10 protein-coding genes are annotated in these 13,083 nt (G+C 56.7%); all 10 read left to right on the top strand.

What is annotated here, in order from left to right; all coding sequences use genetic code 11:
• From L4174_RS14815 to L4174_RS14770, 10 genes are read left to right on the top strand one after another with little or no spacing between them, the layout of a single operon-like run.
• Positions 1–2,259, top strand: coding sequence for an MFS transporter (locus tag L4174_RS14815; RefSeq protein ID WP_248144244.1), 2,259 nt, complete (start codon positions 1–3; stop codon positions 2,257–2,259).
• Positions 2,256–3,395 (top strand): ABC transporter substrate binding protein, encoded by a 1,140-nt coding sequence (locus L4174_RS14810; protein ID WP_248144243.1) that lies wholly within the window; start codon positions 2,256–2,258, stop codon positions 3,393–3,395. The genes L4174_RS14815 and L4174_RS14810 overlap by 4 nt, the downstream gene beginning before the upstream one ends.
• Positions 3,396–3,418: 23 nt before the next feature.
• Positions 3,419–4,120 (top strand): transporter substrate-binding domain-containing protein, encoded by a 702-nt coding sequence (locus L4174_RS14805; RefSeq protein ID WP_248144366.1) that lies wholly within the window; start codon positions 3,419–3,421, stop codon positions 4,118–4,120.
• 34 nt (positions 4,121–4,154) lie between these two features.
• Positions 4,155–5,087, top strand: a complete 933-nt coding sequence (locus tag L4174_RS14800; RefSeq protein WP_248144242.1) for a type VI secretion system-associated FHA domain protein — start codon at positions 4,155–4,157, stop codon at positions 5,085–5,087.
• Positions 5,084–5,569 (top strand): type VI secretion system lipoprotein TssJ, encoded by a 486-nt coding sequence (tssJ, locus tag L4174_RS14795; protein WP_371929354.1) that lies wholly within the window; start codon positions 5,084–5,086, stop codon positions 5,567–5,569. The genes L4174_RS14800 and tssJ overlap by 4 nt, the downstream gene beginning before the upstream one ends.
• The gene (gene tssK / locus L4174_RS14790; protein ID WP_248144241.1) at positions 5,569–6,885 is read left to right on the top strand and encodes a type VI secretion system baseplate subunit TssK; all 1,317 of its coding nucleotides are present in this window, start codon (positions 5,569–5,571) and stop codon (positions 6,883–6,885) included. Before tssJ ends, tssK begins: the two co-directional genes overlap by 1 nt.
• Positions 6,886–6,891: 6 nt before the next feature.
• Positions 6,892–8,034, top strand: a complete 1,143-nt coding sequence (icmH, locus tag L4174_RS14785) for a type IVB secretion system protein IcmH/DotU (protein WP_248144240.1) — start codon at positions 6,892–6,894, stop codon at positions 8,032–8,034.
• Between the two features lies 1 nt (position 8,035).
• Positions 8,036–11,491, top strand: coding sequence for a type VI secretion system membrane subunit TssM (gene tssM / locus L4174_RS14780; protein ID WP_248144239.1), 3,456 nt, complete (start codon positions 8,036–8,038; stop codon positions 11,489–11,491).
• The gene (locus L4174_RS14775) at positions 11,491–12,108 is read left to right on the top strand and encodes a protein kinase (RefSeq protein WP_248144238.1); all 618 of its coding nucleotides are present in this window, start codon (positions 11,491–11,493) and stop codon (positions 12,106–12,108) included. The genes tssM and L4174_RS14775 overlap by 1 nt, the downstream gene beginning before the upstream one ends.
• Entirely contained in the window at positions 12,105–13,082 is a 978-nt protein-coding gene (locus L4174_RS14770; protein ID WP_248144237.1) for a hypothetical protein, read from the top strand. Before L4174_RS14775 ends, L4174_RS14770 begins: the two co-directional genes overlap by 4 nt.
• Position 13,083 lies beyond the last annotated feature (1 nt).

Raw genomic sequence — 13,083 nt, 5'->3', positions numbered from 1 at the left:
TTGAACACGATGAAGCAATACAGCCGACTGCTGCTCGGTGCACTGCTGGTGGTTTTGTCTCTGTCACTGATTTGGGTGGTTGGTTACGCACAGGCGCAGAAAAGTTATCAGCAGCAAAGCCGCGATGCGATTCTGGCCCAGACGGAAGCGGCAAGAATCGGTATCGAGCAAATCCTGAGCTCGGGCGTGCCGCTGCACGAGATTGCCGGGCTGGAAAAAGTGCTGGCACCGATTGCGCAGTCGGATGCCTCGGTCGTGGATTTACGGGTCGTTTCGGGTCAGCAGGCGTTGTATCGCTACACCACCGAGCAGATGGAAGGCAGTCTGGTGAGCATTCCGCTCAACAATAAATTTGCGCAGGCGGGCGTGCTGGAAATTCTGCTCAGCAATGACGAGACCGAAAAAGTCATCGATGCACACTTTCAGCCCATGTTGCTGCTGGTGGCATTGCTGGCCGGGCTGTTTGTCTGGCGGGTGCTGCGCAGCACCCGTCCGAACCGCTATCTGACGGCCTTTGGTCTGGTGTTTGCGGTGATGTCGCTCAGTGTGATTCTTATGGTGGGCGTGCTCTATCAGTCGGGGCTGCAGCATAAAGCAGACTCGATGGCCAACATCGTGACGCAGCGACTGGCGCCTGTCCTCCGGCTGGGGATCAGCCCGCATCAGGTCAGCGGGATGGATACCATGCTGGACAGCTTTCGTCAGTCCAATCCGGAAGTCTCCCGCATCACGGTCACGCACAATGAGGCCATGATTGCCCGCAGCCAGAGCCCGTCAGACATGCTGTCGGCGGAGGGGATGGCGCAGTTTTCGGTGGCAGATCACCGGGGTAATCTGGTGACCATTGCATTTTACCCGAAGGCAATACTGGCTCAACTGGCGCACATCCTGAAAAATTTCGCCATCCTGTTCGCCGGGTGTGCCCTGATTTGTTTTGCGTTTGTCCGGTTGCTCAGTCATGCCGGAACACAGTCGCGCAGCGAGCAGGTGCTGGCAAAAATTAAACCCTTGCTGCTGGTGACGGTGCTGATGGAAGCGCTGATGGCGCCGGTATTACCGCAGTACCTGTCTGAGATTGCAGTGCAGAACGGCGGCACAGCGAGCTGGTCGTCGTATTTCTTCACGCTGTATTTTGTCGGATTTGCAGCCATGTTATTGCCGGCAGCACGTATGGTGGACCTGTTTGATATCCGCCGCGTGCTTAACGCAGGGATTGCCTGTTCCGCTGTCGGCTGTCTGATGCTGGCCTTTGACGCGCAGCTGTGGTCTGTGCTTGCTGCCCGGCTGATTTCCGGCATGGGCCAGGCGATGATTTTTATTGCCGCGCAGGGGTATCTGCTGCGGTTCAGTGATCAATCCAACAAAACCCGGGCCGCCGGCATCATCGTTTTTTGTTTTAACGCCGGCTTTATTTCCGGAGCGGCAATCGGGGCCCTGCTGGCAGAATCACTGGGTGTTCAGGGGATCTTTATGCTCTCAGCGGCGGTCGGGGTGTTGATGTTCCTGTTCGCCCTGAGCCTGCCGTCTATTTCTCACAAGACAGGTTCTCAGAAGACAGGGTCTCAGAATACAGGGCGCCAGTATCCAGGGCACAGCGCCACGCCGTCTCACGGCTCACTGGCCGAGAACCTGCGGGTCATGGTGCAGGACTCGGTGGCGCTGATCCGCGTGCCGTCTTTTGTCCGGACCATGCTGCTGGTCGGGATTCCGACCAAGATGATGCTGACCGGCGTGGTGTCGTTTGCGGTGCCGATTCTGCTTTCAAAGCAGGGCGTGGCGAAAGAGAGTATCGGCCAGGTGCTGATGGCTTACGCCTTTGCTGTTTTGTTTGTCAGCGGGAAAGTTTCCCCGCTGATTGACCGGATGGGTTCGGCGAAATGGGCCTTGTGTCTGGGCAATGGCGTTGCTGCCGTGTCTTTGGTGGTGCTGGCGTCAGCATTCTCGCTTGAAAATACCACCGCGCTGGTGGCAACCGCCACGGCTGCAATGCTGATCATGGGCGTCTCGCATGGCCTGATCAACGCACCGGTGGTCACGCATGTGGTGTCGGTGGCCGGAGAAAACAACGCCAACGCCGTGGCATCGACCTACCGCTTTCTCGAGCGGATCGGGCATGTGGCGGGGGCCGTTGTTGTCGGTGCGCTGCTGGCGCAGTTCGGCCAACTGGCAGCCTTCTGGAGTCTGGCGGCATTCTTTGCGCTGGCCGGGTTACTGATGTGGGGTGCTGACCGCACACCGACGCAGGAGGCGACCGCATGATCAGACCGCTGATTTTGATCGCCGGGATGTTGTTTTCCGCGTTGGGGTGGGCCCAGTGGCCGCAGTGGCTGGGTGAGCAGCTGAGTGAGCAACATCAGCAGCGCTGGGAGATTGAAGCCGGAGCCGATTCGGTCACGTTCACACCGCGCGGTGCGCATCCGCAGGTATGGGTGCTGATGTCGCGCAAGGCCAGCGCTTATGACACCGCACTGTCTTCCTTACTGACGACGTTTCGCCGTGACCTGCCCAGCGCCTCGTTCCGGGTGTTTGTGTTGCCGCAGGAGCCATCAGAACTGGAACACTGGACGAAGCGCGCGGAGCAGGAAGCCAGCCTGATTTACAGTGTTGGCTCCCAGGCCACTGCGTCCCTGTACCGAGTCTATGCCGGAGGCAAATTGCCGGTGGTTTCGGTGAACGCGAAAGATCCGGTATTGCTCGGTCTGTCCGACGGGTATGCCAGCAGCGGGAACAACTTTGCGTTTACGTCGCTCAATTTGCCCGCGGATATCACGTTCAGCTTTTTGCGCCGTTTTCGTCCTCAGCTGACCCAGATTGGCGTGCTGTACGCCAGCGCGAACACCAGCGCCTATCTGACTCAGTATCTGCCGCTGAAAACGGAAGCCGAACGCCGGGGCGTCCGGGTGTTCCCGATTGAGGTGGATGAAAGTCACCCTGAACAGGGGCTGGAAAAAGTCCTGAAAAAACAGGTAGCCGACATGAGAAAACAGGACGAACACCTGGCGCAATCGCTGCTGTGGCTGACCGGCAGTTCGAGCCTGCTGGAGCGGATCGGTGAGATCAACGCTCATTCCGGGGGCTTACCCCTGCTGACGGCGGTGCCGGATGCGGTGAACGGTTCGGCGCAGAGCGCCCTGATGTCCGTGGGCGTCGGGTTTGAAAACAATGCGCATCAGGCCGCGCTGTACGGGATCCGCATTCTTCGGGATCACACACAGCCTGCTGCGTTGCCGGTCGGTGTTCTGTCACCGCCGGACATTTCGATCAGTTTCAGACAGGCGGAACGGGTCCAGACACCGGTGCCCTTTGTCCTGATTGAAATGGCGAGTGATATCTACGCCCGCGACGGCAGCAGCGTGCGGGCAGCTGGCATGAGTATGGAGAATCCGCAGCCATGAATGACCGATTTTGGAGCACCCTGATGGGGCTGTGTGTGTTCAACCTGTTAGTGATCAGTCTGTGTGTATTCAGTCCCGGCTCGCTGGCATACAACCGCCCGGAGCGGCTGTTGCTGGCGACGCAGTCGTGGTTCCCTTACCAGTATCAGGAAAACGGCGTGATGAAAGGGCCAGGGATCGAGAAAGTGAAGTGTGTGATGCGTGTGATGGCGCAGCCCTATCAACTGACGATGACTTCCTGGGACCGGGCACAGCTGCAAACGGAAGTCGGCTCTCAGCACGGATTTTTCCTGGCGTCCCATAACAGCAAGCGCGATGAGTACGCGGTGTCTTCTGAACCGCTGGCTGAGCAGAAGTGGAGCTGGTTTTCTTTGTCTGATTCCGTCGAATTCAACAGTTCGATGTTTAAGTCGCAGGTGGAAGTGGCGGCGTTGTTCGGTTCCAACAAATGGTACTGGCTGCAGAAGAATGGCTATCAGGTCACTAAAAAGCCGCGCACACCGGAAGCCCTGCTGGCACTGATGCTCAACGGCGATGTTGGCGCCATCCTCGGCAACGATGCCGTGATTGAACAGACCATTCAGAAAATGGGCATCAGTTACCGGGCAATCACCCGGACCCGGGTGAAGTCGCAGCCGCTGGGCGTCTACTTCTCCAAAGCATTTATTCAACAGTATCCCCGTTTTCTGACGGAGTTTAACCTCGCTGCCAGCCAGTGTCGTTAAGCGGCGTCGCGGAATTAAAGCAAAGGTAAATCATATGCCGCTATCAATCAGAATTATCAGTTCTCCGGACGGCGAAAGTATTGCGCAGTGGAATCAGGCTTTTCCTGAGGAAGGGGGTGATATCGGCCGTTCATTCGGCGCGACGATGCAGCTCAGCGATGCCACCCGGGAAGTGTCGGGGACGCACGCGATCATCCGCAAGACGTCGCGTGGTTATCAGATTGCCGACAACAGCACGAACGGGGTGTTTATCAATGGTTCAGACGAGCCGCTGGGGAAAGGCAATCAGTCCACCCTCAGTGATGGTGATGTGCTGGACATCGGCCGCTATCGCCTGCTGGTGTCGTGTTTTATTCCGGAAAAAGCCAAAGCACAGCCGTTACAGGAGGCCGCAGCCCAGTCTCCTTTTGGGGATGATCCGTTCCGGACAGAGCCGGTTGCCGCTGCGCCGGTTCAGGCGGTTGAGCCGGAAGCGCCTGAACTGACCCGCTCGGATTTTGACGTCGTCGATGACGATCCGTTCCTGAGCGAGGATGTCACCCGGGAACGTCAGCGGCTCAGTCTCGATCTGGAATTTCAGACCGAAGAAGACGACTCGCTGGCCGAGGATATTTATCAGACGGCATGGCCTCAGACTGCATTGCAGGCTTCTCCGTTTGCTCCGCAGCCGGTTCAGTATGCGCTGACGGAATACCGGCAGCATGAGCAACGCTTGCAGCAACAGACCGATAAGGCGCTGGAAATGGCGCTGACCCGTTTGCTGGCGGATATCTCGCCGCAGGCAATGGAGTCGATGTTCGACGATCTCTCCGGTTCCGGCTTCTGGCCGCGCAAACCCAAGTACTGGGAGATGTACAAGCGTTATTTTTCGCGTCAGGTCGAGAACCGGGACTGGCAGGTGAAGTTCCACGCCTATTTTCAGGACGCACTGCGTCTGCAACGCAACCTGGAAGGAGAGAAATCATGATGCGCAAGCTGAGCCTGCGGATGCTGCCCCTGATGTTGCTGTCCCTGATGGTGTCGGGATGCAGCCTCTGGAGTGAGGACCTGACGGCGCCGCAGCTGGTGGTGAATATCCGGGCGGCGTCAAACATTAACCCGAATGTGGAAGGCAAGCCGTCACCGGTCGAGTTGCGCCTGTATCAGCTGACCGACAGCCAGGCCTTCAATCAGGCGGATTTCCTTCAGATTTACAACGATGAACAGGGCGTCCTGAAAGCGGAGCTGTTGCTGACGCGTCAGCTGTCCAGCGTCTTGCAGGGTGAAAGTCGTCAGGAAGTGCTGCCGCTGGCCGCAGAAACCAAATACATCGGCGTGATTGCCGGATTTGCGGATTACCGTGAAGCGAAAAACAAGGTGATTTACAAGCCGCTGGTGGTCAGCTCGGCGGCCATCAACATCGACATTGACGGCATCAACCTGTCTGTATCGGGTGAAGAGGAAGACTAATGGATAACAATAAAGTCGTCTGGAGTGAGGGGATGTTCCTTTCTCCGCAACATTTTCAGCAGCAAGAGCGCTATATCGAGCATTTTGCCCGTGAGTTTGCCGGGCAGATCAGCCCGCAGTCTTTTGGTCTGACACAACTGGCGCTGGACCGGTCGCTGCTGAGCATCGGGAAGGTTTCGGTGCGCCGTGCGCGCGGCATTTTCCCGGACGGGACTCCGTTTGATATTCAGCAGTCGCTGGTCCTCGATGTCGCCAAAAATACCAGCCACAAAAAAGTTTATCTGGCCCTGCCGGTGACGCGTCCCGGTGCGGTCGATGTCGGTGAGGACCGCCGCCTGCGCCACAGTGCCAGCGAACATCCGGTGTTTGATACCAGCCGTGAGCACAGCGATCCGGTGCCGCTTGAACTGGCGACCCTGAATATCGAACTCAAGCTGGAAGGCGATGAGCTGCAGGATTACACCCTGATTGCGGTCGCGGAAATCAGTGAACACAAATCGGAAGGGGCCGTGGTGCTGAATCAGGCCTTCATTCCGCAGAGTCTGCACTTTGGGGTGTCCAGCTATCTGAAAGACTGCGTCGCCGACGTGTTTGCACAGGTGCAGTACCGGGCGCGGGCGATTTCGGCCCGCTTGCAGGCAGAAACCAGCAGTAAGAGTTATCAGGCGCTGATGCGTGATTACCTGTGGCTGCAGGTGCTGGGCACCTGGATGCCGAAGCTGGAGCAGTGGAACAGCGACGGCACGCTGCTGACCCGTCATCTGTATCTGGAATGCGCGTCGATGGCCGGGCAGATGCAGGGGCTGGAAGGCAAGATGCCGAAGTCGTTTCCGCTCTGGAATCAGCATGATCTCTACGGGATTTTCTCTGCGGTTTTTTCGGAATTACTGGTGCTGCTGCGCGAAGTACAGATTGATAACGTGACCACGCTGAAGTGGGATCGTCAGCTGTTCGTAACCCGACGTCTGCTGCGAACCCTGGTTCAGGACCGCAGTCTGTACCATCAGGGACGCTTTATTCTGGTGGCGACGTCGTCGATCGGTGCCGCGCGGCTGGGCGAAGAGTTTCCCCGAGCCACCAAACTGGCCGGAAACAGTGACATTGCCGGTCTGGTGCGTAACGCCTTATCCGGGGTGGCACTGCGTCATTTGCCGTACGCGCCGTCTGAGCTGAAGTCCCGTCATGATGCGGCTTATTTTGAAGTCGATACCAAGTCGGAACTGTGGCAGTCGCTGGTCAAAAAAGATGAAGCGATTGCGCTCCATATCGACGAGCGCATTGAAGACATCCACGTTGAATTTCATGTGATCAGGTAGGTCGTTGTGGCAGGACTTTTTAACGAAGAACCCACGGTTCAGATCCGCCGCGTCGCGGACAATCCGGCACGAACGCAGCGCGTGGCCAAAACCAGTCAGGCAGACATCTCTGGCACGGAACGTCTGATTGAAAGCTTTGCGGTGTACGGCAGCCCGTTACTCAATGCTGCGACGGAGCTGCTGGGAATTCTGGTGACGGTACCGCGTCAGGGTTCGCCGCGCGATATCGACCGGTTCCGTCAGAAACTGCTGGATGCCATTGCGCTGTTCCGTCAGCGCGGGCTGTATCTGGAATATCACCCGAGCATCATTGATAAAAGCTGCTTTGTGCTCTGCGCCGCCTTTGATGAGGCCATTCTCTACACCTCGTGGGGAGAGCGGGCACGCTGGGAGAATCATTCGCTGCTCAGCAAAGTGTTTTCCCAGCGCAATGGCGGGGAAGCCTTTTTCGCGCTGCTGGAAAAAGCCAGTCAGCAACCGGGCAAACTGGTTGATTTTATCGAGTTGCAGTACGTGTTGCTGATGCTCGGTTTCAAAGGCCGTTACCGTCATGATGACGAAAGTCCGCTGCACGAAATCAAATCTGACGTGTATGCCCTGATCCGTCATTACCGCAGTGAAAGTGCGCTGCCGGTGCCCCGGACGCCGGAGCTGCTCGAAGGCAAACAGCCATGGCGCATGCTGAGCATGGGGAAAACCCTGGGACTGGCGACGCTGATTGCTGCGGCGGGCTATGGTGCGTCCGAATACTGGTACTACAACCGCAGCCAGCCAATTCTGGAGCAGTTCAGCACCATTGATATGTCCGGCGTGAATCTCAAGCGGTCGGAACAGGAACTGGTTTATCTCAGTACGGATGAAGACATTGGCCGTGCCCCGCCGGATCTGACGGCCAGTGCCGCCAAACCGGAGAAAGAGACGGCCCAGCAGTGGGAAATTGTGCTGGCGGTGTTTTCCCGTGCGGATGATGCGGTGCGTCTTGCATCCGAGCTGAAACAGGGCGGATACGATTCGTTTACCCGCGAAACATCTCACGGCATCGAGCTGTTCATTCGCGCCGGCGACAATCTGGCGGCGATCCGTAAGCTGAAGAATGAGCTCAATGTTCGCCTGGATCTCAACGCGACGATAAGAAGAGCGCAGAAATAAGATGATCAAGAAAATACTCGCATTGATACTGGCTGTCGTGATGGTTGCCGTGTGCACTGCGCTCTGGCTGTGGCTGCCGGAGACGGCACCGCAGTGGCTGAAGTGGGTCGCCCTGGCGGTGACCTTCCTGGGGATCGGGCTGGTGAGCTTCTGGTGGTGGAAACAGGCCCGCAATGTACCGCAGGATCAGGCGCTGCACGACCAGCAGGTGCTGCTGAAACAGGACACCAGCGTGATCCAGCAACTCTTCAGCCTGGCGACGAAGAAAATTCGCGGCCACGGCCGGAATAAGCTGGAAAGTGTGTACAGCCTGCCGTGGTATCTGTTGCTGGGCGGTGAGAAAGACGCCAAAAGCGCCATGCTGCTGCAAAACGGTTTTGAGCCGGTGACGGAGCGTCATCTGGAAGACAGCGATACCGAGCAGTATCTGCGGTTCTGGAGTAACGACCATGCGGTGGTGATCGAAGCCGGTCACCGCATTTTCGACAGCGAAGGGGTTGATGAAGCTTTGTGGCAGGTGCTGGCTCAGCAATTGCTGAAGTACCGGCCCCGTCAGGGACTGAACGGGATCGTAACCGTGATTGGCTGCGACCGTCTGCTTAAAGGGGACCGCAAAGCCCGTCAGAAGCTGGCCAGTATTTATCAGGAAGCGGCGCTGTCGATGGGCGGCGCGCTCAACATTCATTTGCCGGTCTACAGTGTCTTTTCCAAAGCGGACGCGATTGCCGACTTTATCGAATTCTTCGAAGGATTTTCCGGCTGTGATGTTGAGAACCCGTTTGGCGTGACATTCGCCTGCGATGCCGATCGTCGTTACAACAAGCATGATTTTGAACTGCAAGGCAAAGCGCTGCTGAAAACGCTGGCGGAACAGCAGTTTGAACTGCTGCGGAATATCAGCAGCGAGAAGTCCGGTTCCGTGATTGCGCTGCCTTATCAGCTGCGGATTTTCTTTGAGCGGGTCAATGAACTGCTGACCGACATCGGCCGTGAGAACCGGGTGCGTGAAGCGGTCTGGATTCGCGGTGCTTACCTGCTTTCATCCGGACAGAAAGGGTCGGAACACGACCTGCTGACTCAGGTAGTGGCCGAACGTGCCGAGTTCAACTCGCAGAGCACCCGGGAGCAGCTGCCGGGCCGTCGCAGTTTCTTTACCTCGCGCCTGTTCCGGAATGTGATTTTGCCGGAGAGAACTATTACCGGGGTGAATGAATGGCGTCATACCGGTTATCTGGCGTTCCGTTCACTGGCCGTTGTGGCTGTCGTCGGCGTGTTGTCTGCGGCGAGTCTGGTCCTGAAAGACAACTGGAATCAGGATGAGCGGTGGCGCGCCGACGCGATGACTCAGCTGCGTTTATACGGCAGTGACCTGCAGCGTCTGGAAAAGAACTACGCCATGGCGGATATGATCGCTGTGCTGAATGAACTGCGGACGGTGGCCGTAGAAGGCATCCAGCCGAAAGCCTGGTATCAGCGGGTCAGTATCAAACAGGGCGATACTGCGGCCCGTATTTACCGGACCTATCAGGAGCAGCTGAACCTGATCCTGCTGCCGAAGCTGGAAGAGCTGATCAGCAGCGAGCTGTATGTCTACGTCAACCTCGGCAACCCGAGCAAAATTTTTGAGATCCTGCGTTACTACCAGATGCTGTTTGACCGTCAGCAGCTCGATATTGAGGGCATGCAGACCTATCTGCTGGATAACCTGAAAGATCAGGGCAATGTGTCTTCAGACGATATCAATACGCTGTCTCTGCTGATTGAAGATCTGTTCAACAGTGATTACGACCAGCGTCTGGCACCGAACGATGAGCTGATTGCCGTCGCGACCAATAATCTGGAAGGGCTGTCGCCTGAGCGCCTGATCTATGCCCGGATTAAAAGCCTGCCGGAATACCGTGCTCAGGTGGATATCCGCCGCCAGCTGGGAGAGAAATTCGACAGCATGTTCGCTTTCTCTGACGGTTTTCACGGTTATCTGATCCCGGAAATCTTTACCAAACAGGGATACAGCCAGATCGATCTGAGCGCCAAGTCTGAGCTGCTGCGTCGGCAACTGAGCGAGTTCAAAGCGATTCAGGGGGATATGTCCGGTGCGTCAATCACAGAGCTGACCGATCTGAGCAAACAGATTCAGCGACTCTATTTCGCAGATTACATCTATTACTGGAAAGATCTGATCAACAACATCCATATCCGCCAGTTCAACAGCCCGGTGGAATTCGCCTACGCGCTTCGCAGTGCGCGTGAACCGGCGACCAGCCCGGTTCTGGATGTGCTGGATGCTGTGGTGGTGAATACCACGCTGGCCGTTGAAGAGCAGCCTGATACCAAAGGCAATGCGCGGGTGGCCAGTCAGCTGGGGCTGAAGAAGGCGGCCAAAGGTCTGCGTAAGGCGGACAAACTCAACCGTGCCGTCGGTGAGAAGCTGCTGCGTCTGCAGCCATCGTTTGTGGTGAATGAGGCTTTCCTGTCGTTTGCCAATTATGTCAACGGCAGCGGTAAAGCCGGGGATGCCGTGCCGCTCGATGGTCTGATTGAACAGTTTGACGGGCTCAACACCTACTATGACTCGGCGCTGTCCAGTGCCAATCCGGGCAAGGCATTCCACGGTTATGCACTGGCGCATGCGGAAGGCAGTCAGGATGCGATTGTGGCCTTCCAGCGACTGGGCAGCAAAGCACCGGGACCAGTTGCCGAGTGGACCAAAAACATCAGCGCTCAGGCGTGGCATCAGGTGGTGACCGGCAGCGCGGGTTACCTGAACAAGCAGTGGGACGAACAGGTGTATCAGTTCTATGTGGCTGCCATTGAAGGCCGCTTCCCGTTCGCACTGCAGGGGCGTGGCGAAGTGAATCTGAACGATTTTGCGCTGTTCTTCAAACCGCAGGGTCGGGTGGAGCAGTTCGTGGATCAGTTCCTCAAGCCGTTTGTCTACTGGGATAACGGCGCTCTGAAGCTGCACGAAGTGGATGGCGAGATGCTGCCGATCAGCCAGAACAGCCGTCAGCAGCTGCAACGGGCACAGAAACTGAGCAAAACGTTCTTTGGCCCGACCGGTCAGGAACTGGCGCTGAAACTGAGTCTGAAAGCCAGCTCGATGAGCACGGATGTCACCGAGTTTCAGCTGCGCGAAGCCGAAAGCGTGTTCACTTACAAACACGGCCCACGGGTCTGGCGTGAGGTGGACTGGCCGACCACCGGGGTCGACGGGTATCTGAGCGCGAATTTCTATAAAGGCGATAACCGGGTGGCGACACAATCGTACACCGGGCAGTGGGCGCTGTTCCGGGCACTGTTTGACGGGGACAGCAGCGCGACGGCGAGCCGTCTGGTGCGCAAGCTGAATTACAGGATCAGTGAGAACAATATCGTGCTGGATTACACCTTGCGTGATTCCGGCCAGACGCTGGATAAATCTCTGTTCACGCACTTTAACCTGCCGAAGCAGTTGTGATGAATGCGGTTGAAAGAACGTTGAGATATGCCGGGTCTTCTGGTGAAACAGAAACTTACGTGAAGCGCTATGCGTTACCGGAAGCCATGTGGCAGGAATGGACGGCACTGAATGAGTGCCGCGGACCCGGTATACAGCGTGTGATTTCAATCGATCCGGACGCGCAGATGTTAACGCTGGCCTTTGATCCCGATGCGGTGCCGCTGAGTACGTTCGGCGAAGCGGATCTGGGGCTGTTTATGAAAGTTTTGCCCGCGATCGTGTCAGTGATTCAGCACTGTCACGGTCGGGGCTGGGTACACGGGGACATCAAGCCCTCGAACATACTTTATGTTCCCGCAACACAAACGATTCGATTGATCGATTTCGGTGCAAGTCATCGCATCGGTACTTCCCGGGAAGCGCTCTCTGAGTGGCAGGCGACACCCATGTTCGCCTCGCCGCAGCAGATGAATGGGGAAGGGCTGGTGCACACGGGAGATGACTGGTACGCGCTGATGAAAATCATCGATCAGGTCATGCCTTTGGTGCATGACCGCCTTTTACTCCGGACGATTCGGGGCGTCCGGGCCGGTGTTGTAGCCGATTTTCAATATTCTGAGAGAACAACAATATGATAGATGATTTACAAAATGCGACTTCCTTAGGCAAAACCATCTACGACCAGGCGACGACCGGTGAGTATAACGGCGTCGCCATCGGAGACAGCGCGTTTGATTTCACGACCGGGGTGTTTGACAACTCGCCGCTCGGTCAGGCCATTGATATTCCGGTAGAAAAAATTGAGCTGGGTTTCAGCAAATTAGAAAAAACCAGAGCGGTGGAAGAGGTCAAGCAGAAGTTCCACATGTACGTCAGCCAGAAAACAGCCAACAGCGTCTCTGCGTTTACCACGCCGAGTGTGCTGGCTGCGGACCGGCGTTCACAGCTGCAGGGCAAGACAGGTCAGGCCTGGCTGACCGGCGCACAGCAAATCTATGCCAAGCATCAGGGAGAGCGCCTCTACAAAATGCAGCGTAAAGCCCAGGATATGGCCCGCTCGCTGAAGAAGAATCCGATGAAACTGGCGAAAGTACCGCTGAGCGTGGTACCGCTGGGTGAGATCGCCAAACTGGGCATCAAAGCCGGAGAGTACGCGGTCGGTAAATTCACCGCGAAACGCCGTGCGCGGAAAAAGGGTGAGTATACCTCGGGCAACAATCAGGTGCTGGAAGCCAAACTGGGCAAGCAGGAGTACAACCGTAAAAAGGCCAAATGGCAGGCAAAAGACATTGCTGACCTGGGGCCGCAGATTCAGCGTAACCTGTATAAGCTGAAACAGTCGGTGGAGATTCTGAACGCACGGAAAGAGCAGATGAACCTGAGCAGTCAGAAGTATCTGCAGGATCCGTCCAATGCAGCCGCTTTGGGCGCTCTGGTGAAAAGCCGGGAAGATGCGGCGATGAGTCTGTATGAAGTGAAGCACTACGTTGAAAAGATAACGGCCATGTGTAAAGCCATGGAAGCGACCGCGTTTACGATCGGCGCTTATATGGAAGGTCTGGATCAGATCACGGATCAGTCTGAAAAAGACATCCTGAACACCTTCTGAT

The sequence above is a fragment of the Photobacterium sp. CCB-ST2H9 genome, from assembly GCF_023151555.2.
In the GTDB taxonomy this organism is placed as follows: Bacteria; Pseudomonadota; Gammaproteobacteria; order Enterobacterales; family Vibrionaceae; genus Photobacterium.
The sequence above is the reverse complement of the archived record's forward strand: the minus strand, read 5'-3'. Positions and strand labels throughout refer to the sequence as shown.

Excerpts from the sequence above, each read along its gene's own strand:
- tssJ (WP_371929354.1), top strand. The coding sequence starts at position 5,084 with ATGATGCGCAAGCTGAGCCTGCGGATGCTGCCCCTGATGTTGCTGTCC.
- L4174_RS14770 (WP_248144237.1), top strand. The coding sequence starts at position 12,105 with ATGATAGATGATTTACAAAATGCGACTTCCTTAGGCAAAACCATCTAC.
- L4174_RS14805 (WP_248144366.1), top strand. The coding sequence starts at position 3,419 with ATGGGGCTGTGTGTGTTCAACCTGTTAGTGATCAGTCTGTGTGTATTC.
- L4174_RS14800 (WP_248144242.1), top strand. The coding sequence starts at position 4,155 with ATGCCGCTATCAATCAGAATTATCAGTTCTCCGGACGGCGAAAGTATT.
- L4174_RS14810 (WP_248144243.1), top strand. The coding sequence starts at position 2,256 with ATGATCAGACCGCTGATTTTGATCGCCGGGATGTTGTTTTCCGCGTTG.
- tssM (WP_248144239.1), top strand. The coding sequence starts at position 8,036 with ATGATCAAGAAAATACTCGCATTGATACTGGCTGTCGTGATGGTTGCC.
- tssK (WP_248144241.1), top strand. The coding sequence starts at position 5,569 with ATGGATAACAATAAAGTCGTCTGGAGTGAGGGGATGTTCCTTTCTCCG.
- L4174_RS14775 (WP_248144238.1), top strand. The coding sequence starts at position 11,491 with ATGAATGCGGTTGAAAGAACGTTGAGATATGCCGGGTCTTCTGGTGAA.